The sequence below is a fragment of the Frankia sp. CcI49 genome (assembly GCF_001983215.1).
Taxonomy (GTDB): Bacteria; Actinomycetota; Actinomycetes; order Frankiales; family Frankiaceae; genus Parafrankia; species Parafrankia irregularis.
Genome location: NZ_MOWP01000001.1, coordinates 135,833 through 159,790 on the forward strand (window position 1 = coordinate 135,833; position 23,958 = coordinate 159,790).

Annotated in this window: 20 protein-coding genes; 8 read left to right on the forward strand and 12 right to left on the reverse strand. The window is 70.1% G+C overall.

Going from position 1 to position 23,958, the window contains the following annotated elements; all coding sequences use genetic code 11:
* Nucleotides 1–9 precede the first annotated feature (9 nt).
* On the reverse strand, nucleotides 10–1,254 hold the full coding sequence (locus CcI49_RS00490; protein ID WP_054564340.1) for a hypothetical protein: 1,245 nt from the start codon (nucleotides 1,252–1,254) through the stop codon (nucleotides 10–12).
* Nucleotides 1,255–1,520: 266 nt separating this feature from the next.
* Between CcI49_RS00490 and CcI49_RS00495 the strand changes: the two genes are divergently transcribed.
* Nucleotides 1,521–2,384 (forward strand): TetR/AcrR family transcriptional regulator, encoded by an 864-nt coding sequence (locus tag CcI49_RS00495; RefSeq protein ID WP_083749226.1) that lies wholly within the window; start codon nucleotides 1,521–1,523, stop codon nucleotides 2,382–2,384.
* A gap of 74 nt (nucleotides 2,385–2,458) precedes the next feature.
* A complete protein-coding gene (locus CcI49_RS00500) occupies nucleotides 2,459–3,472 on the forward strand; it encodes a DUF1731 domain-containing protein (protein WP_076823678.1) in 1,014 nt (337 codons plus the stop codon).
* 110 nt (nucleotides 3,473–3,582) lie between these two features.
* Here CcI49_RS00500 and CcI49_RS00505 read toward each other — a convergent pair whose 3' ends face one another.
* The 4 genes from CcI49_RS00505 to CcI49_RS00520 form a co-directional block, all read right to left on the reverse strand.
* The gene (locus CcI49_RS00505; protein WP_006538181.1) at nucleotides 3,583–3,729 is read right to left on the reverse strand and encodes a hypothetical protein; all 147 of its coding nucleotides are present in this window, start codon (nucleotides 3,727–3,729) and stop codon (nucleotides 3,583–3,585) included.
* Between the two features lie 141 nt (nucleotides 3,730–3,870).
* A complete protein-coding gene (locus tag CcI49_RS00510) occupies nucleotides 3,871–4,878 on the reverse strand; it encodes a pirin family protein (RefSeq protein ID WP_076823623.1) in 1,008 nt (335 codons plus the stop codon).
* 149 nt (nucleotides 4,879–5,027) lie between these two features.
* Nucleotides 5,028–7,292, reverse strand: a complete 2,265-nt coding sequence (locus CcI49_RS00515) for an arylsulfatase (RefSeq protein ID WP_054565336.1) — start codon at nucleotides 7,290–7,292, stop codon at nucleotides 5,028–5,030.
* 481 nt (nucleotides 7,293–7,773) lie between these two features.
* Entirely contained in the window at nucleotides 7,774–9,456 is a 1,683-nt protein-coding gene (locus CcI49_RS00520) for an ABC-F family ATP-binding cassette domain-containing protein (RefSeq protein WP_076823624.1), read from the reverse strand.
* A gap of 513 nt (nucleotides 9,457–9,969) precedes the next feature.
* Between CcI49_RS00520 and CcI49_RS00525 the strand changes: the two genes are divergently transcribed.
* Nucleotides 9,970–11,223: an ABC transporter substrate-binding protein gene (locus CcI49_RS00525; protein ID WP_054564336.1), complete on the forward strand. Its 1,254-nt coding sequence runs from the start codon at nucleotides 9,970–9,972 to the stop codon at nucleotides 11,221–11,223.
* Between the two features lie 330 nt (nucleotides 11,224–11,553).
* Nucleotides 11,554–12,555, forward strand: coding sequence for an SPFH domain-containing protein (locus CcI49_RS00530; protein ID WP_076823625.1), 1,002 nt, complete (start codon nucleotides 11,554–11,556; stop codon nucleotides 12,553–12,555).
* Nucleotides 12,556–12,660: 105 nt separating this feature from the next.
* Here the strand turns inward: CcI49_RS00530 and CcI49_RS00535 are convergent, their stop codons facing one another.
* The 3 genes from CcI49_RS00535 to CcI49_RS00545 all read right to left on the reverse strand — a co-directional run bounded on the left by CcI49_RS00535 (nucleotide 12,661) and on the right by CcI49_RS00545 (nucleotide 16,109).
* The gene (locus CcI49_RS00535) at nucleotides 12,661–15,081 is read right to left on the reverse strand and encodes an excinuclease ABC subunit UvrA (protein WP_054564334.1); all 2,421 of its coding nucleotides are present in this window, start codon (nucleotides 15,079–15,081) and stop codon (nucleotides 12,661–12,663) included.
* 69 nt (nucleotides 15,082–15,150) lie between these two features.
* A complete protein-coding gene (locus tag CcI49_RS00540; RefSeq protein WP_076823626.1) occupies nucleotides 15,151–15,561 on the reverse strand; it encodes a VOC family protein in 411 nt (136 codons plus the stop codon).
* 5 nt (nucleotides 15,562–15,566) lie between these two features.
* Nucleotides 15,567–16,109: a helix-turn-helix transcriptional regulator gene (locus tag CcI49_RS00545; RefSeq protein WP_054564333.1), complete on the reverse strand. Its 543-nt coding sequence runs from the start codon at nucleotides 16,107–16,109 to the stop codon at nucleotides 15,567–15,569.
* A 1,027-nt stretch (nucleotides 16,110–17,136) separates the two neighbouring features.
* Between CcI49_RS00545 and CcI49_RS00550 the strand changes: the two genes are divergently transcribed.
* Both CcI49_RS00550 and CcI49_RS00555 read left to right on the forward strand, forming a co-directional pair.
* Nucleotides 17,137–17,508: a hypothetical protein gene (locus tag CcI49_RS00550; protein WP_198955425.1), complete on the forward strand. Its 372-nt coding sequence runs from the start codon at nucleotides 17,137–17,139 to the stop codon at nucleotides 17,506–17,508.
* On the forward strand, nucleotides 17,484–18,005 hold the full coding sequence (locus tag CcI49_RS00555; RefSeq protein ID WP_063792962.1) for a hypothetical protein: 522 nt from the start codon (nucleotides 17,484–17,486) through the stop codon (nucleotides 18,003–18,005). The genes CcI49_RS00550 and CcI49_RS00555 overlap by 25 nt, the downstream gene beginning before the upstream one ends.
* 146 nt (nucleotides 18,006–18,151) lie before the next feature.
* On the opposite strand, the gene CcI49_RS00560 is transcribed toward CcI49_RS00555, so the two are convergent.
* Genes CcI49_RS00560 through CcI49_RS00575 form a run of 4 tightly spaced genes read right to left on the reverse strand, consistent with a single transcriptional unit; the run spans nucleotide 18,152 to nucleotide 21,881 of the window.
* Nucleotides 18,152–18,961: an ABC transporter ATP-binding protein gene (locus tag CcI49_RS00560; protein ID WP_241839836.1), complete on the reverse strand. Its 810-nt coding sequence runs from the start codon at nucleotides 18,959–18,961 to the stop codon at nucleotides 18,152–18,154.
* Nucleotides 18,958–19,899, reverse strand: coding sequence for an ABC transporter permease (locus tag CcI49_RS00565; protein WP_083472959.1), 942 nt, complete (start codon nucleotides 19,897–19,899; stop codon nucleotides 18,958–18,960). Before CcI49_RS00565 ends, CcI49_RS00560 begins: the two co-directional genes overlap by 4 nt.
* Nucleotides 19,896–20,990, reverse strand: coding sequence for an ABC transporter substrate-binding protein (locus CcI49_RS00570; RefSeq protein ID WP_235497500.1), 1,095 nt, complete (start codon nucleotides 20,988–20,990; stop codon nucleotides 19,896–19,898). The genes CcI49_RS00565 and CcI49_RS00570 overlap by 4 nt, the downstream gene beginning before the upstream one ends.
* A 36-nt stretch (nucleotides 20,991–21,026) precedes the next feature.
* Nucleotides 21,027–21,881 carry a TauD/TfdA family dioxygenase gene (locus CcI49_RS00575; RefSeq protein ID WP_054564330.1) on the reverse strand — a complete coding sequence of 285 codons (855 nt, stop codon included), beginning with the start codon at nucleotides 21,879–21,881 and terminating at the stop codon, nucleotides 21,027–21,029.
* 195 nt (nucleotides 21,882–22,076) lie between these two features.
* Here CcI49_RS00575 and CcI49_RS00580 point away from each other — a divergent pair, with 195 nt between their 5' ends.
* Both CcI49_RS00580 and CcI49_RS00585 read left to right on the forward strand, forming a co-directional pair.
* Nucleotides 22,077–23,066 (forward strand): helix-turn-helix domain-containing protein, encoded by a 990-nt coding sequence (locus CcI49_RS00580; RefSeq protein ID WP_083749227.1) that lies wholly within the window; start codon nucleotides 22,077–22,079, stop codon nucleotides 23,064–23,066.
* A 144-nt stretch (nucleotides 23,067–23,210) separates the two neighbouring features.
* Nucleotides 23,211–23,915, forward strand: coding sequence for a Crp/Fnr family transcriptional regulator (locus tag CcI49_RS00585; protein ID WP_054564328.1), 705 nt, complete (start codon nucleotides 23,211–23,213; stop codon nucleotides 23,913–23,915).
* Nucleotides 23,916–23,958 lie beyond the last annotated feature (43 nt).

Below are 23,958 nucleotides of genomic sequence, written 5' to 3' on the forward strand. Positions count from 1 at the left end.
CTGCTGTGGCTAGTTGTTCGCGGCGCGTGGTTTCGGGCCGGTGGCCCGCATGTTCACCAGCCTGCCCAGCAGGTCGAACCAGAAGGGCGCGCCGGCCGTCAGCGCGAAGCAGGCGATCGCGATACCGGCGATCTTCAGCAGCCACCCGCCGACCGAGGTCGGCACCTCCCGCGGGTCGTCGCGCCGGTCGGACGCATCGACCCAACCGACCGGGATGGACAGCCCGGACGCGTCACGCACCGCCTCGATGCTGCGCTCCGCGGCCTCACCCACCGTCGCGTCACCATCCGCGGTCGCGTCGGTGCCCGTGGTGGTTCCGCTGCTGGTGGCCGCGTCGTCGCCCGCCGTGCCCACCTCGGCGACGGCGGCGGCCACCGCGGCCTGCCGTACGGTCCCGTCCTGCCACAGCGCCCGGGTGATCGCGATGGCGTCCAGATTGAACGCGGCCGACAGCAGGATCGCGTAACCGAGCAGGAACGCGGTGATGTGCCGCTTGTACCAGCCCGAGAGGCGGTCCATCGCGTCGTCGTACCAGCGCGCCAGATCGGCGATGATCTTCTCGCGGTCGCCGCCGGCCTTGACGATCGCGGCGGTCAACGCCGTCCGGGCGGGGGAGGGCGGCAGCGCGGCGAGGCTTTCCTCCAGTGAGGCGACGGCGCCGGTCCGGACGGCGGCGACGAGGGCGGCGGCCACCACCCGCCCGGTCGGGTGCTCCGCGGGCATGGCCTGGTGCAGGGCCGTGGCGGTCTGCTCGTCGAGTACCCGGCGCGCGGCGTCATACGCGCGCTGGTAGGCCGTCCGGATCTCGGCCGGGATCTCCGCGGGCAGGTTCTCCGGCCGGAGCTGGTGCAGCATGACCCGTGCGGGTGGGTCCACGAGATCGAGCAGGGCCTGCGCGAACGCGGTCGAGGGCAGGTAGGACGGCAGCCGCAGCCGCCGGGCCCGGCGGATCGACGCCCAGAACCCGCTGACCGGGGGATGGTCGGCGACGTTCACCGGTAGCACGTCCCTGCCGGTGGCTCGCAGGACCCGCAGCGGCCCGTCGAGGAGCTCGGCGGTGACATCGGGTCCATCCGCCGGGCCGCCGGCCTGGCGGATTCCGCCGAGGAGCCGACGGAGCTCGGCTTCGAGCCGCAGCCCCCGGTAGCGGAACAGGGCGAGGACGGTTTCGTTGATCCGCGAGACCGCCAGGCTGAACGCGGCGAAGATCAGCGCCAGCCCGACCAGCACGTCAAGAGCCGATGAGTCCGGCATGCCCCCGCTTCCAGTCTCCTCGGCGCCCGGTGGCCCCTACCAGTTCCGTGGGAGTTCCCCGCACCGGGCGATCCGACCTGAACGGCGTATTTCTACACCCCAACCGCACGTATTACGCAAAACCGCACGTGGGAAGGCCGGGCGAGCGGACTGCCGCCGCGGGTGGTGGGCGGGTGCTGCGCGCGGGAAGCCGCGTCGGAGGCTGCTGTCGCGTTAGTATTCCATCCGAACTTGAACATGTTCAACTCTGGATGGAGCCCTCGTCGATGGGAACGCAGGGAGTCGGCGGCGACGATGTCAGCGGCAGCGGCGACGACGTCAGCGGTGGCGGCAGCCGGGCCAGCGGTGGCGGCGAAGTCGGTTACCGCGGGGAAGGCGCCGGGCGGGGGGCCGCGACACGTGCGTTGATTCTCGAAAAGGCGCTGGCCTCGTTTCGGGAACGCGGCTACGACCAGACCACGATGCGCGGTATCGCGCAGGCCGCCGGGGTCTCGCTCGGGAACGCCTACTACTACTTCGGCTCGAAGGAGCAGCTCGTCCAGGAGCTCTATGCCGTGATCCAGGCGGGGCACCGGCAGCGGGCGGCCGAGGCGCTGCAGGCCCGCGACCTCTCGGGCCGTCTCCGGGGCGTGCTGCATGCCGGTATCGACGAGATGACGCCGTACCACGCCTTCGCCGGTTCGTTCATCAGGGTCGCGATCTCGCCGGACTCGACGTCCAGCCCGTTCAGCGCCGATTCGGCGGCTGCCCGGGAAGCCGCCATCGGCCTGTTCCGCGAGGTCGTCGACGGCCCCGCCCGCGGCCCTGCCCGCGGTCCCGTCGATGGTCCCGTGGAGGGGGCCGCGGGCCGGCTCGGTGTTCCTCGCCCGCCCGCGCCGCCCGCGCTGCCGGCGCTGCCCGAGCTGCTCTGGCTGTCCTACCTCGGCATCACGCTGTTCTGGGTCTACGACGGATCACCGGGCCAGGTACGGACGCGCCGCCTGGTGGACTCCTCGGCGCGGCTGATCGGCAGGACCGTGCCGCTCGCGAGGCTTCCGGTACTGCGCTCCGTCACGGACGACGTCCACCGCCTGCTGACGGATCTGCGTTCACCGCCGGGGTTCGGATGGCCGACGACAGCGCGTCGCTGAACGGCTGGCCAACGACATGTCGGGATGACGGGACCGGGTCAGCCCGGCTCGGTCTGGGAGGAGACGGGGCAGCGATGAAGATCATCATTCCGGGTGGTACCGGGCATCTGGGGCGTCTGTTGACCGGAGCCTTTCTGGACGCCGGGCACGAGGTCGTCGTCCTCAGCCGGCGTGAGCCCGCCCCGGCTGGAGCCGCCGGCAGGGCGGACGCCCGTCCGGGGGATGGTCGCGTGGTCTGCTGGGACGGGCGCACCCTCGGCCCGTGGGCGGCCGAGGTCGATGGGGCGGATGCGGTGATCAATCTTGCCGGCCGCAGCGTGAACTGCCGCTACACCCAACGCAACCTGCAGGAGATGATGGCCTCGCGGGTCGACTCCGCCACCGTGGTGGGTGCGGCGATCGCCCGGGCGGCGGCGCCCCCGCGGGTGTGGCTGCAGATGAGCACCGCCACGATCTACGCGCACAGTCACGATCAGGCCAACGACGAGGCGACGGGGGTCGTCGGGGGGGCCGAGCCTGGGGTGCCGGCGTACTGGGCCTTCAGCGTCGACATCGCCCGGGCGTGGGAGAGCGCGCAGGCCGACGCTCCGACCCCGCGGACCCGCAAGGTCGCGCTGCGGGCAAGCATGGTGATGGCTCCCGGCCGGGGCGGTGCCTTCGACATGCTCTGGCGCATGGCCCGGCTGGGCCTCGGCGGTCCGGTCGCCGGTGGCAGGCAGTACATGTCCTGGATCCACGGCGACGACTTCGCGCGGGCGGTCGCGCTGCTTCTCGCCCGGGAGGATCTCACCGGGCCGGTCAACCTGGCCTCGCCCGAACCGCTGCCCTACCGCGACTTCATGGCGCAGCTGCGGGCCGCGGCCGGGGTGCCTGTCGGCCTGCCAGCCACGGCCTGGATGGCCGAGCTCGGTGCGTTCCTGCTGCGCAGCGACACCGAGCTTCTCCTGAAAAGTCGCCGGGTTGTGCCAGGCCGGCTGCTCGACGCGGGCTTCGTCTTCGCCCACCCGCAGTGGCAGGCCGCCGCGCGGGATCTGGTGACCCGCAGCCGAACCCGCGGCCGGGCGGGCGGGGTACTCGACGCTGTCTGACCCCGCCGCCCTCGACCTCGACGCCGCCGGCCTCGGCTCCGGCTCCGACTCCGGCGCTCGAAGTCTCCGGCGCTCGAACTCACCCTCGAAGCCGCCGGCCGGCGGTTCGATCAGAACGCGAGGAACAGGATCTGCTCCCGGGAGTACTCGTGGCCCGGGTGCTTCTCGGCGAGATGGGCCTGGGTCTTCTCCACGAGGTCGTCGTCGTCCTCACCCTCGATGAATTCGCCACACGGGCAGCTGAGACGTCGTGCCACGGTTCCTCCTCCGCTCCGTGGTGGACGTCCTGTGCCGCCCACCGACAGGTTCGAAGCCATCTTTGCCGTCGGAATCGTCCCGTGCACCTGTTGGCATGAACGGCCGTACGGCTGGTGGCTGTTGGCTCACAGCGCCAGGGATCACGGCCTGGCGCGTGGCTTGATTCTGGTCTCCGGCAGCGGCGGTGCGGGCAGCCAGGCGGTGCCGCCGATGTACCCCTCGACCTGGCCGAACCGGTCGGACTGATTCTGCCAGGCCTCGCGGTAGACGGCGATCTCCTCGTGGCTGCGCCCAATAAAATTCCACCACATAACGATGTTTTCTTCGAAGGGTTCCCCACCGATCAGTACGACCCGTACCGGGTCGCTGCCGGGGTTGCCCAGTGCCAGGCTCGCCGCACCCGCTGCGAGGTAACCCAGCTCGCCGGCCGCGACCCGCTGCCCAGCCGCGTCCGGACCCGCGCCCGCGTCGGCGCACGCGGTCACCTCGACGTCACCGGTGTCCACCAGAACGCCGTGCTCGTAGCCGGGGTCGACGGGCAGCGTCAGCCGGGTTCCCGGTGCGAGCACGATCTCGGCGCCGAGCAGCGGCGAGAACGTGCGTACCGGTGACCGCTCGCCGGCGAGCTCGCCCAGGAAGACCCGTGCCGTCGCGCCGTCGAGGTCCACGACCGGCGGAACGTGGTGCTGGAAGTCGCGGGGGGCGTCGCGGTGCGCGTCGGGCAGCGCGACCCAGAGCTGCACCCCGTGCAGGATCGTCGTCCCCGGGGCGGTCACCTCGGAGTGGCAGATGCCGTGCCCGCCCGTCATCAGGTTCACCTCGCCGGGGCGGACGAACGCATGGGTTCCCAGGCTGTCGCGGTGCTCCAGGACTCCGGCGAACAGCCAGCTCACCGTCTGCAGCCCGGTGTGCGGATGCGGCGGCACATCCATGCCGCCGCCCGCCGAGACGTCATGCGGACCATAGTGGTCGACGAAGCACCAGGCGCCGATCATCGAGCGGCTGTGGCGGGGCAGGGTGCGCCGCACCGTCATCGCGTCGGCTCCGCCAAGCGGGACGTCGTGCGGGGAGATGATCTCGACGACCTGCCCCGAGCGCTCGTCGGCCCGGCACCGGATCTCGGCGGAAACCGTTTCCACATTGCTCACAGCGCACCGTCACCCCTGGTCGGCCAGCATCTGAACTGCACAACCTATTGCGACGATGCCCGTGTTCCACCAGTTCCGGTGCCGGACCTGAGATCGGAAGCATCCCGGGCGCGGGTGCCGGCACCGCTGCCTCCCGCGCTTACCTGTGCCTACTCGAACGCGGCCGCGGCCTCCCGCATCACCCGGACCAGCGTCTCGAGATCGTCCGGGCCCGGCTCGCCGGAGGTGTAGGTCACGCTGCGCAGCTGGCCGGTGTAGCGGAACGTCCGGTGCCGCTCGTGGACGGGCCAGGAGACCGGGGAGCGGCGGTCCACGCCGACGCTGATCCCCTGGAACGGCGCCATGCCGATCAGCTGGTGGACGCTGGCGAGCCGCCCCGTCTCGACTCCGTCGACGAGGACCCGCCACTCCCAGCGCAGGCCCGCCTGCGCCACCACCGCGATGCGAACGGCATGCACGCCTTCGTCCAGCGGCCCGGCGTCCACCTCGTGCAGCGTGCCGTACTCGTTGTAGGCGAGGTGGAGCCGGCCGTTCTCCACGTAGACGCTGTAACCGCCGCCCTGGTCACCGTGCGAGACGAGGACACCCGCGTCGTCCGCGGCGTGCCAGGTCAGGTCGATGTCGATGTCGAAGGACCGGAACGTGATCAGTTTGGCGGACCGGTACCGCTCGAGCTCCGGCGTACCGGCCAGCAGGGTGACCGGGCGGCGCAGGCGCTCCTCGGCCGGGTTGCGGATGGCCAGGCCGCCGCTCGCGTCGGTGAGCGGGAAGACGCCGTTGCGCCAGGCGGCGTCCTCCCAGGCGGCTGCCAGCGCCCCGACGACGTCGGGGTACTCGGCGGAGATGTCGTCGATCTCGGTCGGATCCTCGGCCAGGTTGTACAACGCCCATTCACCGTCGTCGTACGGTGTGCCGAACCGGTGCAGGGTGACCAGCTTCCAGCCATCCCGGTAATAACTGCGGTTACCGGTCATCTCACAGTACTGTTCACTGTGGGTGCTGGTCGTGTTCTGGTCTGTCAGGACAGGCGCGAAACTGACCCCGTCGAGTTCCTGGACGACCTGCCCGTGGCGCTGTTCGGGCCGTTTCACCCCGGCCAGCTCGAGCAGCGTGGGCGCGATGTCGGTGACGTACTGGTACTGCGCCCGGATGCCGTCGTCCGCCCCGGTCCGGCGCAGGCCGGCCGGCCAGGAAAGCACGAAGGGAACCCGCACCCCGCCGGCGTGGGTCTGGCCCTTGTAAAGCCGGAACGGGGTGTTCGACGCCATTCCCCAGCCGCGGGGATAGTGCACCAGGCTCTGCGGCCCGCCGATGAGGTCGATCTCGCGCTCGACGTCGGGATTCCAGTCGGCGGGAAGCAGCGGGTAGTGCACGAAACGGCTGAAGTAGCTGCGGGTGCCCTCCGGGCCACCTTCGCCGGTCCCGCCGTTGTCCGAGGTGAACAGGATGATGGTGTTGTCCAGCTCCCCGAGGGCTTCCAGGGTGTCCACCAGGCGGCCGAGGTTCTGGTCGACATTGTCGACCATCGCGGCGTACACCTCCATGTACCGGGCGTACAGGCGCTGTTCTTCCGGCGAGAGGTCAGCCCACGCGCCGACCTCGAATCCGGCCTCGAAGTTGCGGCGGGGCAGCCGGGTGCCCGGCGGGAACAGTCCGGCGTCGAGCTGCCGGCCGAACCGGCTCTCCCGTAGTTCGTCCCAGCCGTCGGCGTACCGGCCGCGGTGCCGTTCGAGATCCTCCGCCTTCGCCTGCAACGGGCCGTGCACCGCGTTGTGCGCGAGGTAGAGGAAGAAAGGCTTGTCCGGGTCGTGCGCCCGCAGGGACTTCACCATCGAGATCGCCTCGTCGGTGATCGCGTCGGTGTAGTAGTAGTCCTCCGGCAGCTCGTCGATGTCGAGCGGGCTGTTGTCCCGGACGAGCTGATGCGGGTGGAACAGGCTGGTCAGCCCTTCGAGGACGCCGTAGTAGCGTTCGAAGCCCTTCTGCAGCGGCCAGTTGCGCCGGTCGTCGGCGGCGTTCGACGCGGAATCCCTCGTCAGGTGCCACTTGCCGACTGCGTAGGTGGCATACCCGCCGTCGTGGAGAATCTCCGCCAGGGTGGGGATGTCGTCGGCGATCTCCATGCCGTAGCCCGGGAAGCCGGGGTCGGCGTTGGCAACCAGCGAATAGCCCACACGGTGCGGATTCAGGCCGGTGAGCAGGGCGGCTCGGGCCGGCGAGCACAGCGGCATGGTGTGGTAGTTCGTCAGCCGCACCCCGCGCTCGGCGAGCCGGTCCAGCACGGGTGTGGGAATCTCCGAGCCGAACGGGCCGATGTCGCTGTAGCCCAGATCGTCGACGAGCACCACGACGATGTTGGGTGCGCCGGGCGCGGGTGTCTCCCGCGGTGCCCAGGCCGGCTCCGACTGGCCCATTGTGCGTCCGATCCGGCCCGGGAAGCTGGCATACGGATCGCGGCGCCGCGGCGTGCCGACCGGCGTTGCCGCAGGCGTGCCCGTGCCCGTGCCCGTGTCCGTGGGCTGCAGGCCCGCGTCCGTGCCCGCTTCCGCATTCGTGGACTGCGCGCCCGGCCTGGCGTTCTCTCCCGGGGCCTGATCGGTCATACCGATGTTCCTCGTTTCGTCGCGTACGCAGTTTTCGGTGCGGTGCGGAAAATGGCGCGCGTCAGATCTCCGCGTGACGTGAGGTGCCCGCCCGCGCAGGAAAACGCCTACTTAGCTGAGAAAGAAGATCCGCGCTGGGCGGATTGGTATCGCTGAAATATCAGCGCGCACTGATCAAGCCGGTGTCAGTGGCGACACAGACAGCTGGTGACGTGAACATGCTCCACCATGCACCGCGCGGACGACGTCACCCCGATCACGTTTACCACTATCTTGGTAGACAAGTGGCCTGTCAAGCGCCCCCGGGCTCCGACAGCACGCCCTGCTCGAGATGCAGCCAGCGGTTCACGCCGATCCGGGCCAGGAACCGTTCGTCATGGCTGACCACCACGAACGCGCCCTGGTAGGCGTTCAGCGCGGCCTCGAGCTGGCCGATGCTGACCAGGTCGAGGTTGTTGGTCGGCTCGTCGAGCAGCAGCAGGTGTGGAGCCGGCTCGCCGAACAGGACGCAGGCCAGCGTGGCCCGCAGGCGTTCCCCGCCGGACAGCGCCCCTACCGGCCGGTCGGCACCGCCGGCGCGGAACCGGAAGCGTGCCAGCAGATGCATGCGCTCCGACGGCGGCATCTCCGGGGCGGACGCGGCCAGGTTCTGCGCGACGGTGCGGTCGAGGTCGAGCAGGTCGAGCCGCTGGGAGAGGTACGCGACCCGGCCGTCAGCCGCCCTGATCCGGCCGCCGGAAGGCTTGGCCTGCCCGCCGACCAACCGCAGAAGCGTGGACTTTCCTGACCCGTTCGGGCCGGTCAACGCGATGCGTTCCGGACCCCGGATCGTCAGATCAACACCGCCGCCGTGAACGCCGCTCCCGCCCTCGCCGCCGACGTCGCCGAAGACGGCCGTCTCGCCGTACCGGACCTGCAGGCCTTCGCCGGCGAACACCGTCCGCCCGGCGGGCACCCGGGTGGCGGGCAGGTCGAGCACGATCGGCCGGTCGTCGCGCAGCGCCTCCTCGGCACGGTCCAACCTGGCCTGCGCCTGTCCGACCCGCTCGGTGTGGGCTTCCTGGGCCCGTCCCGCCGACTCCTGCGCCCGCCGTTTCAAGCCCCCGGCGACGATCTTCGGGATACCGGCGTCGGGCAGTTTCCGCGCGGCGTTGCCAGCCCGGCGCGCCGCCCGTTCCCGGGCCTGCTGCCTGTCCCGCTTCTCCCGCCGCAGTTCCTGCTCGGCACCGCGGACCTCACGTTCGGCAGCGGCCTGACGCAGCTGGACGGCCTCTTCGTAGGCGGTGAAGTTTCCGCCGTACGACCGGACGTCGCCGTGGTCGAGCTCGACGATGCGATCCATCCGGTCCAGCAGGGCACGGTCGTGGCTGACCAGCAGCAGGCAGCCGGCCCAGGCGTCGACGACGTCGTACAGCCGGCGCCGCGCGGCGAGGTCCAGGTTGTTGGTGGGCTCGTCGAGCAGCAGTACGTCCGGACGCCTCAGCAGCTGCGCGACCAGGCCGACAGACACGATCTGGCCACCGCTGAGCGTGCGCAGCGACTGGTCGAAGGTCAGCGCGCCGAGGCCCAGTCGGTCGAGTTCGGCGTGGGTGCGCTCCTCGACGTCCCAGTCGTTACCGATCGTGGTGAAGTTCTCCTCGCTGGCGTCACCGGCCTCGACGGCGCGCAGCGCACGGATCGCCGGGGCGACCCCGAGGACCTCGGCCACCGTCAGGGTGTCCGTCCGGTGGTCTGCCAGCGGAAGGAACTGCGGCAGGTAGCCGAGCAGGCCGGTGACGGTCACGCTGCCGCCGGTCGGCCGCAGCTCGCCGGCGACCAGGCGGAGCAGCGTGCTCTTGCCGGCCCCGTTCGGGGCGATGAGCCCGGTACGGCCGGCACCGGCGGTGAGGGAGAGGCCCTGGAAGACGGGGGTGTCGTCCGGCCAGGAGAAGGACAGGTTGGAACAGACGACGGCGGTGTCAGCTACGACGGACATGCGGAAGAAGACCTCGGCTCATGGCGTGACGTGGCTGCCCGCATGGCACGCCTGCGCGCGTGGCGCGGCTGCTCAGCGGCAGAGGGCAGGACGACTCATCGGCCCGGGCGGTGCCGCTGTCGCGCACCGGCCGGCAGGCCGAACATCACCGGGATCAGCCGGAGATGTCGTCGTCGCCCTCCATGTCGCCTCCATCGAGCTGGGGAGTCTGCCCGGACACCATAGCCCGCCTCGCCGGGCCGCGGAAACCGGTTTTCGGCCGGGCCTCGCTGGCCCGGCTCCGGCCAGGGCCGTTCCTTAAGTTTCGCTTGTGAAGCGGACCGCTGGTCCGTACCGTAGCCGTGCATCCAGGCCGGGAGATCCGTTTCGACGGATCGACCGCCTGGCCAGGCGATTCGGCCGTCCGACCGTGAGATGGGGGACACCTACATGCAGGAGCTGGCGATCAGGCGCGAGCCCGGCGGCGGAACAGGGGGAGCGAGGCAGCGGCGGTCACCGCGACGGAGCGCGGGAGTGCGCTTAGCGGCGTTAGGAGCGTTGGGCGCCCTGTCCGCGAGCCTCCTGCTCGGGGCCTGCGGCGGCGACGAGGACTCTGACAGCCCGGCGCCGGCCGGCACCGCCGCTGCCGCGCAGGCGCTTGGGCCGGTGGCCCAGGCCAAGGGCGAACCGGTCAAGATCGGCGTGATCTCGGACGGTCAGAGCCCCGCCGCGGACCTGTCCTACGAGTTCAAGGTCGCCGACGCGACCGTCCAGTACCTCAACGAGCACCGCTCCGGCATCGCGGGCCGGCCCATCGAGGTCGTGCAGTGCGAGGCACAGGCCGACCCGGCCAAGGCCACCGACTGCGCCAACCAGATGATCGAGAAGGACGTCGTCGCCGTCGTCGTCGGTTCGTCCGGTGCCGGGGAGCAGATCTGGGAGCCGCTGCACGCGGCGAAGGTGCCGGTGATGTTCTACACCGCGAACGGCGCCGGCTCGCTGGGTGACAAGGATTCGACCTTCATCCTGAGCGACCAGTTCTTCCCGTTGGTCACGCTGCCGGTCCAGGTCGCCAAGGACGCGGGTGCCAAGAAGGTCACCGTCGTCGCGATCGACCTGCCGGTCACCACCGGCCTCTACCAGGTGACCAGGCCCGCGTTCGAGAAGCAGGGCATCGCGCTCGACGTCGTCCAGATCCCGGCCGGCACCGCCGACATGACGCCGCAGATGCAGCGCATCGTCGACGGCGACCCCGGGATCGTGCAGGTCGTCGGCAGCGACGCGTTCTGCATCAGCGCGTTCAACGGGCTGCGTGCCGTCGGGTATGACGGCCCCCTCGCGGCCATCGCGCACTGCATCACGGACGCGACTCGCGCCGCTGTGCCCGGCGACTTCCTCAAGGGCATGACGATCACCGCGACCGCCCCGATCGGCTCGGACGACCCGGCGATCGCCGTCTTCAACGCCGTGGTCGACACCTACGGCAAGGGCAAGAGCATCGATGTCACCGAGGCCGGCGCGGCCGCGATGTTCATCACCCTGTCGGCCTTCCACGCCGGGCTTGAGGGCCTGACCGGCGACATCACGCCGGCTACCGTCACCGCCGCTCTCAAGGGCATGCCGGAGAAGGACCTGCCGGGTGCGACCGGGCTGCGGTTCCGGTGCAACGGCAAGGCCTACCCGACCAGCCCGGCCGAATGTTCCCGCGGTGGCCTGCTCACGACGCTGGACGCCAAGGGCAAGCCCACCACCTACAAGCCGGTCGGCGTCACCCCGATCGAGGACTGAGGCGAGCGCGCCGGTGCGTTCGGCGTGCCGGCGCGCCGCACTCCAGCGTGGCGCCGCGGGTGGTGCACAGCCGCGGCAGCGCCACGCTCAGCGTCCGGGCGGACGTCGCGGGCCGCCCGGACGCCGCCAGCGGATGCGCGGGAAACCTTCTGAGGCTCGGCAGGCAGGCGGGAACGGCCTCCGTGGAGGCGGGCTTCTGGCGTCGAAACGGAGTCGGGTGCCTGACAATGGAACGCGCTTCTGGCGGGTGGTGCGAACTGATATTCATGTTGCACCATTTGCTTTGCGATTCGACGGTCCGTCGATTCGCGTCCGGCTCGAGGAGCCTGAATGCGCTTCCGGTCCTGGCGATCCCGCGCGKGAATCGCCGTCCTCGCCCTGCTCGGCATCTATCTGCTGGTCCTCGGGTTCAGCGCGCTGGGCTCCTTCGACCGTACGAACGGTGGCGAGGTGGCCGTCGTGCGCAACGGAGGCCCACTCGACAACCACCGGATCCGGCAGGTCATTGCGCCGGCATCCGGACGGGTCTGGGTCGGCCTCTACTCCGACGTGCACAAGTACCCTGCCCAGCAGCGCTTCTACACGATCACCGCGAACGAGGGGCAGGGTGACCGGCCTGACCACGAGGTCGTCCGGGTGCCGTCGAAGGACGGCGTCGAAATGGGTATCGAGGGGACGCTGTATTTCTCCCTCAACACCGACCCGGACGTCCTGCGGACGTTCGACGACAAGTTCGGGACCCGTAAGTTCCGGCTGCTCTCCGACGGCAAGCAGTACGCGCCCTATGACGGTGACAACGGCTGGTCCGCCTTCCTGGACACGATCATCCGGCCGGTCATCGACAACGACCTGCGTGAGCAGATAAACACCTTCGACTGCGCCCAGCTGGTCTCCTCGTGCGCGTTGGTGCAGCTCGGAGCGAACCAGGCCGTGAACCCGGACTCCGTCACCGGAACCACGCCCACCGGGCCGGTGGAATCGTCCAACGGGAACATTGCCGCGGTGCAGAAGGCGATCAACGAGTCGCTCGCCCGCGATCTGGAGTCGACCCTGGGTGAGGCGTTCCTGGTCGACCTGAAGTTCAATCTTGTTCGGATCACCCTGCCGGCCCAGGTGCAGGAGGCGGTGAACAAGGCGCAGGCGGCGTTCGCCGGTGTGAGCGAGGCCCAGGCCCGCGTCGCCCAGGCCCGCGCCGACGCCGAGGCGAACAAGATCCATCAGTCCGGTTATGCGGCCTGCCCGGCGTGCGCGGCCATCGACGAGCTCAAGGCCATCCCGCCGAACGTGACGACGTTCGCTCCGGGAGCGGGCTTCGCGATCACTTCGCCCTGACGGACCCTGACAAACCCTGACGGATCCGGCCGGACCCGGCCTTGGCTGTGCTGTGCTTTGCCTGCTGGACCAGGCGCGGCCAAGGCCTGGTCCAGCAGGCACAGATCAGGTGCTGATGTAGGCCGCGAGGTGTTCGCCGGTGAGGGTGGAGCGGGCGGCGACGAGGTCGGCCGGGGTGCCCTCGAAGACGACGCGGCCGCCGTCGTGGCCGGCGCCGGGGCCGAGATCGATGATCCAGTCCGCGTGCGCCATGACAGCCTGGTGATGCTCGATGACGATGACCGACCGGCCCGCGTCGACGAGCCGGTCGAGCAGGCCCAGCAGCTGCTCGACGTCGGCCAGGTGCAGGCCGGTGGTCGGCTCGTCGAGGACGTAGACGCCGCCGTCGGTGGCCATCTGGGTGGCCAGCCGCAACCGTTGCCGCTCACCGCCGGACAGGGTCGTGAGCGGCTGGCCGAGGCTCAGGTAGCCCAGGCCGACGTCGCCGAGCCGCGTCAGGATCCGGTGCGCGGCCGGGGTCCGTGCCTCGCCGGCGCCGAAGAACTCGGTGGCCTCCGCCACCGGCATCGCGAGCACCTCGCTGATGTCGCGGCCGCCGAGATGGTGCTCCAGCACGGACGCCTGGTAGCGCCGCCCCTCGCACTCCTCGCAGAGGCTGGCGACGCCGGCCATCATCCCCAGGTCGGTGTAAACGACGCCGACGCCGTTGCAGGTGGGGCAGGCACCCTCGGAGTTGGCGCTGAACAGCGCCGGCTTCACCCCGTTGGCCTTGGCGAACGCCTTGCGGATCGGGTCGAGCAGCCCGGTGTACGTCGCCGGGTTGCTGCGGCGGGAGCCGCGGATCGCGCTCTGGTCGATCGACACCACCCCCGCTCCGGGCGGGATCGACCCGTGCACGAGTGAGCTCTTGCCGGAACCGGCGACGCCGGTGACGACGACCAGCACGCCGAGCGGGATGTCGACGTCCACGTCACGCAGGTTGTGCGTCGCCGCGCCGCGGATCGGCAGCTGGCCGGTGGGTGTGCGCACCGAATCCTTGAGCACGGTGCGGTCGTCGAGGTGGCGGCCGGTGACGGTGTCGCTGGCGCGCAGCTCGTCGAGGGTGCCCTCGAAGCAGACGCTGCCGCCCGCCGAACCCGCGCCGGGGCCGAGGTCGACGACGTGGTCGGCGATGGCGATCGTCTCCGGCTTGTGCTCGACGACAAGCACCGTGTTGCCCTTGTCGCGCAGCCGCAGCAGCAGCTGGTTCATCCGCTCGATGTCATGCGGGTGCAGGCCGATGGTCGGCTCGTCGAAGACGTAGGTGACGTCGGTGAGTGAGGAGCCGAGATGGCGGATCATCTTGACCCGCTGCGCCTCACCGCCGGACAGCGTGCCCGATGGCCGGTCGAGGGAGAGGTAGCCCAGCCCGATCTCCACGAACGCGTCGAGGGCGTGCGCCAGCGCCGCGAGCAGCGGCGCCACCGACGGCTCGTCGAGGCCGCGGACCCAGTCGGCCAGGTCGCTGATCTGCATCGCGCAGGCGTCGGCGATGCTGATCCCGCCGGACCCGTCCGCGCCACCGGACCTGCCGATCCGGGACGACCGGGCTGCCTCGCCCAGGCGGGTGCCGTCGCACTCGGGGCAGGTGGTGAAGGTGACGGCCCGTTCCACGAACGCGCGGACGTGCGGCTGCAGGGAGTCGACGTCCTTGGCGAGGAACGACTTCTGGATGCGGGGGACCAGCCCCTCGTAGGTCAGGTTGATGTTGTCGACCTTGATGCGGCGGGCCTCGCCGTACAGGAACTCCTCGCGTTGCCTCTTGGTGAACCTGGCGATCGGGACGTCCGCGGGAACCACCGCGGCGAAGATGCGCCCGTACCAGCCGTCGGCGCTGAAGCCCGGGACGGTGATCGCTCCCTCGGCCAGCGTCTTCGTTTCGTCGAAGAGCTGGGTGAGGTCGATGTCGGTGACCGCGCCCCGCCCCTCACACCTTGGGCACATGCCGCCGGCGCGGGTGAATGTCTTCGTCACCGTCCTGCTGTTGCCGCGCTCGACCGTCATCGCACCGCTCGCCCGGACGGACGGCACGTTGAACGAGTACGCGTTCGGCGGCCCGGCATGTGGCTGCCCGAGCCGGCTGAACAGGATGCGCAGCATGGCGCCCGTGTCGGTGGCGGTGCCGACGGTGGAACGGGGGTCGGCGCCCATCCGCTGCTGGTCGACGATGATCGCGGTCGTCAGGCCTTCGAGGACGTCCACCTCGGGACGGGCCACCGTCGGCATGAAACCCTGGACGAAGGCGCTGTACGTCTCGTTGATCATCCGCTGTGACTCGGCGGCGATCGTGCCGAACACCAGCGAGCTCTTGCCCGAGCCGGAGACCCCGGTGAACACCGTGAGCCTGCGTTTCGGGATCTCGACGCTGACATCCTTGAGGTTGTTCACCCGCGCGCCCTGCACGCGGATCAGATCATGGCTGTCGGCGGCGTGCGGCGCGGGTTCAGGTGCGGGCGAGGACGTTTCTGATCTCGCGGCCGTGGTCAACGTGCCTCCAAACAGAGCTGGGCGTGCAGGGCGTGCGTCGCGGGACTTCTCGGCGGTCAGCTTCGTCTGTCAGCGGACCTCGTTGACGCGGACCATGTTGCCCGCGGGGTCGCGCACGGCGAAGTCGCGCACCCCGTACGGCTGCTCGGTCGGCTCCTGGACGATCTCGACATCGCCGGACTGCAGCCGCTCGAAGGCGCCGTCCAGGTCCTTGGTGGCCAGAACGATCATGGCGTAGGTGCCCTTCGCCATCATCTCGTTGACGACGCGGCGCTCGTCGTCGGTGACGCCCGGGTCGACGACCGGCGGGTGCAGCACGATCGAGGTTCCCGGCTGGCCCGCGGGGCCGACGGTGATCCAGCGCATCGTGCCACCGCCGACGTCGTTGCGGACCTCGAAGCCGAGGACGTCACGGTAGAACGCGAGCGAGGCCTCCGGGTCGGTGTGCGGAAGGAAGGTGGAGTGAATGCTGATGTCCATGGCCGTCACGCTAGGCGCGGCTCCGTGACCTGCGCTTCTCGATTCCTGACCGGTCTGCTCCGGACGGGCCTGCTCACCTGCTTCGCGACGCACGGCAGCAGGCCCGCGATCTCCGCGGTCGGTGTGTCCGCGACCGGTGTGCCTGTGACCGGTGTGCTCGTGGCCGCCGCGCCTGCGGCTTCGATCCGTGACCTCGCCTCCGCCTCGGCGGCCTGACGCCGGTAGACGCTCGGCGGCACCCCGACCAGCTCGGTGAACCTGGTGCTGAAAGTGCCCAGTGACGAGCACCCGACCGCGAAGCAGACGTCGGTGACGCTGAGATCACCACGGCGCAGCAGTGCCATGGCGCGTTCGATGCGCCGGGTCATCAGGTAGGCGTACGGAGCCTCCCCGTAGGCAAGGCGGAACTGGCGGCTGAGGTGCCCGGCCGACATGTGCACGCCGCGGGCGAGCGCCTCGACGTCCAGCGGCTGCGCGTACTCCCGGTCGATCCGGTCGCGTACGCGCCGCAGTCGCGCAAGGTCACGGAGCCGCTCCATCTCGCGCATCTGCTGCGCTGGGGTGGGTCTGCTCGTCACCCCCGAAATCGTGCCACGTCCGGCTGGCGTTACCTAGCGTCCGGTCCTCCGGCCGGTCCTCGATGCCGGAGCTGGGTTCGCCCCGCGTCGCCCCCGCCCCGCGTCGCCCCCGCCCGGCGCAGGCCCCGCCCGGTCCGGCCCGGCCCGGCTTCAGTGCCCGCGTCAGGCGAGGGCTCCTCGCCTGACGGCAGCCTGCATGGCCGATCTTTCGGAGGGATCTGACAGTACCGGCCAGCTCTGAGTATCCGCGCGTTCGTCGCGTTCCCGCGCCTAAACGGCCCCTTGTGGTCTTTTCTCCATGGAATCTCGACATCCATGTCGGTTCAGGTTCCGCAAGTCTTCGAGTGGCAGTTTTTTCGGGAAGATGTAGCGAGCTGAGGTAACGGTTTCGTGTCGCGTTCTTGGTCTGTCGGACCCGGATTTTCGCCCGTTCCACGGCCTGTAGGCCTCGCAGGAAGCTCTGAAGGTGCTGGTAGTGGCGGTGTGGTGGTTTCGTCGGCCATTGACGTGCCGCTGCGGGACCGGTGACCGGGGCGGATGGGTCGTCTGTGGCAGGGTGCGGTCCGACTTGCGGGTTCGCGATACGCCTTTGATCCGTCCAATGGATAGATCTGATTCAGGTTTCAGACGCTCATGTCACTTTGTTGGGCAGGGTCGTGGTCGGCAGGTCGCGAGGTGCCTGTGTGCGCGAGAAAGGAGCTGTCGACGCGGCCCTGACCGGTGGGTGACAGCAGTGGGCGGTCGCGCGCGGTGGCCGCACGGCGGGGGCGGTGGGGATGGTGGGGCGGTGGGGAAGGTGGACCCCGCCCCGGCGGACGGATGACGGAAGACAGTGACGGATGGACGGCGGACGGAGGATGGACGGCGAACCGGCGGGCAGGTGGCGGACAGATGTCGTGAACGGGTGGGTGGATGGCGAGGGGAAAGGCCGCACGGCGGACGGATGGGGCATTGGGCGCTAGAATCGCGGCTGCGCGGAAGCGGGGGGAATCGGCTGGTGAACGAGAGGGAGGGCGCCTTTCACGGCGTGCGGCTCGACATCTGTCGTCGAGCCTGGAAGGAAGCCGGTTACCGGGCCGGCTATTTCCTTCAGATGGTCGAGGGCGTCGGTGGCCTGGCGGCGGCCAGYAGGCCGATTGGGAATGCTCGGCCCGCTGAGGGGTTCACCGTGCTCTGGGAGCGAGGCAGGCTCGACCTGACCGTGGCGGCCGCYGTGCTGGATCCGCGATTCTCCTGTCTCTTCTACGATGACGAGCTCGACGCGGCGAGGGACCGTCTGCGGCAGAACGGCTTTCGCGTTGACGCCCGACCGGGGCGTTCGACACGCTATCGACAGGGGGCCTGGTGCACGTCGTTCGTCTCTACCTGAAGCTGCTTCTCGGGATGGGTCTGCCATTCGGTCTGTTGGCCGGTCTGGAATCCGGCGAGGTGCAGGTCGGGCTGCTGGCAGGGCTGTTCTTCGGGGTGTTCATGTCGGTTGTGTTCGGCAGTATCACTCTGTACAGGTATCGGGGGCTGGGTAGAGATTTCTCACCGCGGGTCACGTCGGTTGTCCGCGTCCCCGCGGACCCCGCGGTGGTGCACCGGCGGGTGCTGGAAATCCTTCCTGTTCTGTCGGCGCGGGTCGTCGCCGACGACGGCGTGCATGTGGTGGCGCGTACGCGGGCGAACATGCAGTCCTGGGGCGAGCGAATCACGGTGGACGTCCATCCGAGCGCGGACGACACCGAGGTGACGATCCGCAGCGTCCCGCGTCTGCGGGGGACACTCGTCGACTATGGCCGGGGCCGCCGCAACGTCGACGAACTGGTCCGGGCTCTGGGTACCGACCTCACCGGCCACGTCGGCGCTGCCAGGCCGGCCTGAGCGCGGCCTACGCCGCGGAGCGCGGGACGACGCGGCCGTCGATGGTGTGTCCAGACCTGCGCGCCCCTTCCCGCCGGCCCACGCGCTGGCGGGTCGAGTCAGGTGGGCCGGCACGCGGCTTGGTCGGGTGTGGGGCTGAAAAGGGATCAGTGCTCGTGGACGCCGAGCTCGGCGAGTAGCAGCCGGTGGAACTCGGCGAAGCCGGGGTCGCCCACGGAGCGGGGCCGGGGCAGGTCGATGCGGCGGTCGAGGGAGATCTGCCCGTCGGTGAGGACGACAACGCGGTCGGCGAGCACGATGGCCTCGTCGACGTCATGGGTGACCAGCAGGACGGCCGGGCGGTGCCGGGCGCACAGATCGCCGATGAGCTGGCGCATCCTGATGCGGGTCAGGGCGTCGAGGGCGGCGAACGGCTCGTCGAGCAGCAGCAGCTGCGGTTCCCGGACGAGCGCGCGGGCCAGTGCCACCCGCTGGGCCTGGCCGCCGGAGAGAGTGGCCGGCCAGGCGTTCTCCCAGTCCTCCAGACCGACCTCGGCGAGTGCGGCCCGGGCGGCGGCCCGACCGCTTCGCCCGCCGCGGCGCCCGACGACGACGTTGCGCCAGACCCGCTGCGACGGCACCAGCCGGGGTTCCTGGAAGACCACGGTGCGGGTCGGGGGAACCCAGACGCTGCCGCTGTCGGCGGCTTCGAGGCCGGCGAGGATGCGCAGCAGTGTGGTCTTTCCGCTCCCGCTGGCGCCGAGCAGCGCGACGAACTCGCCGGCGTGGATGTCGAGGCCGATCCCGTCGAGGACGGGGCGGGCGAACGTCTTGCGCACGTCCCGGACCCGCACGGTCAGCTGTTCCTCGGCCGCAGCCGAGGCCGCGGCCGACGGTGCCACCGAAGCCGAAGCCGAAGCCGAAGCCGAGGCCGAGGCCCGGTCTGAGGCCGAGGTCGGGTCTGAGGTGACGGTCATCTGGCGGCCACTCCTCGGTGCCAGGGCATGAGGACCTTCTCCAGGACGCGGACGATGAGGTCGGACAGCAGGCCGAGGATCGCGTAGATCGCCAGCACCACGACCAGGATGTCCACCTGCTGCAGCGACTGCGCCTGGTACATGAGGTAGCCGAGGCCGGCGCTGGAGTTGATCTGTTCGGCGGCGATCAGGGCGAGCACGGAGACACCCAGGCAGAACCGCAGGCCGGTGAGGATGGACGGCAGCGCCAGCGGGATGATCACCTTGGCGACCAGGCGGGCACCGCGCAGGCCGAAGACGTCCATCGCCTCGATGACGCGCCGGTCGACGTTGCGGACGCCGTTGTAGGTGTTCAGGTACATCGGGAACAGCGTGGCCAGCGAGATCAGCAGCACCTTCGGCGTGTCACCGATGCCGAGCCAGACGATGAACAGCGGCACCACCGCGAGGAACGGGATGGTGCGCAGCATCTGCATGGTCGCGTCGAGCAGCTCCTCGCCGATGCGCCACAGGCCGGCGACCGCGCCGAACAGCAGGCCGAGGCTGCCGCCGATGAGCGCGCCGCGCAGCGACAGGCTCAGCGAGACCCACAGCTGGTGGAACAGGTGGTCCTCGCTGACCAGGTCGCCGAACGTCCTGACGACCTCCGGCGGGGAGACGAGGACGTTGGCGGAGATCCAGCCCGTCTCCGTTCCCCACCACCACAGGCCGAACAGCGCCAGTGGCAGCAGCGCCCGCAGGACGAGCGTGAGGCCCCGGCCATGCCCGCGCCTCCTGGCCGCGCGCGGCTGGACGAGCCCGGGAGCCGGAGCGGCGTCCGACGCTGGGGCGTGTGTGTCGGAGAGCTTTGTGGCGGGGGAGGGCTTTGTGATTGTGGCGGGGGCCGGTGGTGGTGCGGGGGTGGCAGAGGCCACCCCCGCGACGGGCAGATCGGTCATGACTTGCCTGAGGTGGCTTCTGTGATGACTGGGTTGTAGCGGTCGTCGAAGACCTTCGCGGCGTCGACGGTCGACTTCAGCACGCCCTGCTCGGTGAAGAAGTCGGCCTCGGACTGGTGGGCGTCGATGATGGCGCTGTCGATCGGCACGTACCTGAACGGCGCGAGGGTGACGATCTTCCTGGCGATCGCGTCGTCGACCTTGTAGATCGGCTTGACGATCTCGGCGGCCTTGTCCGGGTTGGCGTTGTACCAGTCCTGGGACCTGGCGACCCGGCCGAGGAAGTCGCCGAGGGCGGCGCTGGTCTTCGGGTCGGACAGCGCTCCGTCGCGGGCGACGAGATAGTTGAACCCGGGCAGCAGACCCGCGCCGGAGATGAGGACCCGGTCCTGGCCCTTGGCCAGGGTGGTGACCAGCGGCGCCCCGCCGCTGCCGGAGACGTCGACGTCGCCCCGGTCGTAGGCGGCCTGCGCACCCTGCTGGATGTTGACCAGCTCTACGTCCTTCGTCGTCAGGCCGGCCTTCTCCAGCACCCTGCCGATGAGGTACTGCGACACCGTGCCCTGCGAGTTCAGGATCTTCTTGCCCCTGAGGTCGGCGATGGTGCGGATCGGGGAGTCGTTCTTGACGATCAGGGCGAAGTTGTACTTCGCCGGATCGCTGATCTTCGAGACCCCGACGACCTTCACCGGGCTGTTCGCCGCCTGGGCGAAGACGACCGGCGTCTCGCCCATCATGCCCAGGTCGACGTCGCCGCCGGTCTCCGCCGCGATGACCGCGGGGCCGCCCTGGAACTGGCTCCACTCGACCTTGTACGGGGCGTCGTCGAGCACGCCGGCTGCCTCGAGCTGCGACTTGAGGATGTTGTACTGGTCGCCGACGTGCAGCGTGACACCGGTGAGGTCGACGGCGGCGGCACTGGCACCGGCGGAGGCGGCTGGTGCCGTCGCGTCGGACGTCGCCTCGGTTTCGTCGTCGCTCCCGCAGGCGGCCGCGAACAGTGCCACCAGGGCGACCAGCATGGCGAGCAGCGGGAGTCGGGCGCGGCGGGCGCGGAGGGACCGGCGTCCGCCGGGAAACTCAGTAGTCACAGCAGTTCTTTCGGTGAATGTGTGGATGGTTGTCCGTCAGCTGTTGACGGCGAACTCGTTGATGGTCACGCGCTGGAGTGGCCGGGGGGCGTCGCCGAAGTCGATCGAGGCCCGGTGCAGCACCGTGCGGTTGTCCCAGAAGGCGATGTCGCCGGGGCTCCACCTGAACCGCGCGACGTACTCGGTGCGCGAGACGTGCGCGGCGAGCAGGTCGAGGATGCCCTTGCTCTCCGTCTCGGTCAGGCCCTTGATCCGCCGGGCGAAGCCGGTCACGGCGAACAGCGTCCGGCGCCCCGTCTCCGGGTGCACCCGCACCAGCGGATGCTCGACCGGGCGGGCCGCCCAGGAGAGGATCTGGTTGCGCGTTGCCTCGTCGACGTTCGGGCCCCACGCCCAGTCCTGGAAGTTGTCGGCGTAGTGGATCACCGTGAGGTCGTCCACGAGCGTGCGAACCGGCTCGGAGAGGTCGTTGTAGGCGGCCTCGAGGTCGAGGAACAGCGTGTCGCCGCCCACCGGCGGGATCACCGGGAGGGTCAGCAGCGTCGCGAACGGCGGCTCCGGCAGGAAGGCCATGTCGGAGTGCCAGCCCTCGGCGCGGGTGCGGATGCTCTGCTGCATCAGCCACTCGAAGTCGGGGTAGCCGCCGGCGAGCTCCTGGATGGGGTGCGGCGTCAGGTCGCCGAAGTGCTCCGCGAACCGGCCCTGCTGCTCCAGGTCGAGGTGCTGGCCACGCAGGAAGATCGCCTTGTGGTCGAGCAGGGCCTGGCGGACGAACGCGACGGTCGCGGGGTCGAGCGGTCGGCTGGCGTCGACGCCGTGCACGACCGCGCCGATCGTGGGGTGGATGGGCTCGACTCGGAGCAGGGTGGTGGGAGCCTCGATCGTGGTCACGTCAGCCCTCCGCGGGGTCCGTCGATTCGCCGGATAATTTCGATCGGATTGGTGAAGTAGCGTGTTGCAATATCGCAACTCGCTTCCTCGTCTGTCAAGGCTGTCCGCCAACGCTGGTAGTGAGCCGGTAGGCGACCGAGGCGACTCGGGCAGACTGTCGGGTGTCGACCACGCCATGGCCCTGAGTGAGGAGCGATGACGGCGCGCAACACAGCTCTCCCCGCCGACACCCGTAGTGATCGGGTGTCACCACCGACGCGACGGGTGATCCGCATCCTGGAGCTTCTCGGCGCCCACCCGGACCGCTCGTGGACCCTCGCGGAGGTTGCCCGGGAGCTCGGCCTTGTCCCGAGCACGGCGCTGGCGATCCTCAATGAGCTGCGTCACTCGGCGCTGGTGGTCCGGGACGAATCCGACAAGAGCTACACCCCGGGCCCCGCGCTCCTCGCCCTCGGCAAGGCCGCGGACGCCAGGTTCCCGGCCCTGCGCGCGCTCGCCCACCAGCTCGAACCGCTCAGCCGGTCACTCGGCTACGGGTGCTCGATCCACATGCGCGACCATGACGAGCTCGTCATGGCGCACCGTTTCGGCCCGTCGGAGCGCTTCGTCGAAGCGGTGATCGGCGTCCGGTACCCCTTCGCGCCTCCGTTCGGCCTGCTGATCACCGCCTGGGCGTCGGACGAGGACCGCGCGGCCTGGCAGGCGCGCACACCGCGGGCCGCGCGGCACCTGGACCTGCCCGAGCTGCTGGCCCACACTCGGCGTCGCGGCTTCGGCGTCGAAGGGATCGGCCTGCTCACGCCGAGCGCGATCCTCTCGATGATCGCCGATCTGGATGGCGACGTCGCAACCCAACCGGGTCGCGTGTCCGAGCGTTTCACCGAGCCCGGGCCCGACCCCACCGGCAGCGACCCCACCGGCAGCGAGCCCGCTGCTGGCGGCTTGGAGGACATCCAGTACGGCTACGGGGCGATCGCCGAGGATCAGTCGTATGTCGTCGGCCTGATCGGCGCGCCGGTGTTCGACAGCTCGGCGCGGACCCGGTTCATCGTCTTCCTGCATCTGGGCGGCGAGGCACTCACCGGCGCACTGATCAACACCATCGGCGCGGAGCTGGCCGCGCGGACGGCGGAGGCCACTCGTCGTCTGCACGGTGTGTTCCCGTCCGGCTATCCCGGTACGTGAGGCAGGTGCGGCGGGTCCGGCGCACCGCCGGCGGACCCGTGGAGGAAAGGGCGATACGGTCATCTACCGTGAGTAGGAGCTGCCCGTGGCCCGGCGCGGTGCCAACCCTGCGCGATACCAGCAAGACGGTGCGCAGGTACCGGAATGGCTGACCTCGACAGCGCCGAATGGTCGTCCGGCACACTGCTCGCGCAGTTGTCGCCGGTGGCGCGGGCCCGTGTGGTTCAGCTCGGCGTTCCCCGGACCTACCAGCCGGACGAGGTGCTGCTCGCCGAGGGCGAACGCACAACACACATGATTCTTCTGCTCGGYGGCTTCGTGCGAGTCACGAAACGCGGGTTCGAAGGGCGTTCGTCTCTGATCGACATGCGCGGCGCCGGGGACACGATCGGCGAACTGGCGGCCAAGGACGGACTTCCGCGGTCGGCGACCGTCACCGCTGCGGAGCGCGTCTGGGCCCGGCAGTTCTCGCGCGAGGCCTATTTCGGCCTGCGTCGGGACGTCGATTTCATGACGGCGCTGGACGCCACCGACGGCCACCGGAACCGCTATCACGGCAGGCGGGCGCTGGACAGCAAGGAGGCCGAGCCAACCAGGTTCGCGCGAGTGCTCGCGGAGCTGGCCGTCACCTACGGAATCCGTGACGGCCGCGGATGCGTCCTTCCGCCGCCGTTCGTCGTGGCCGACCTCGCCGAGCTGAGCGGAATGAGCCGTCCGGCGGCGCAGCGGATTCTGCGAGACCTGGAACTGCGCCGGCTGGTGGAACTGGACGATCCGCAGCTGCGGGTCCCGCATCTTGGCCGGTTGGGCGAGGTTGCCTACCCCGGTCAGGAGATCCCGGTCTGGTAAACGGCCTCGCCAGCCTCGCCAGCCACCGGGGGTTTGGTCTGCT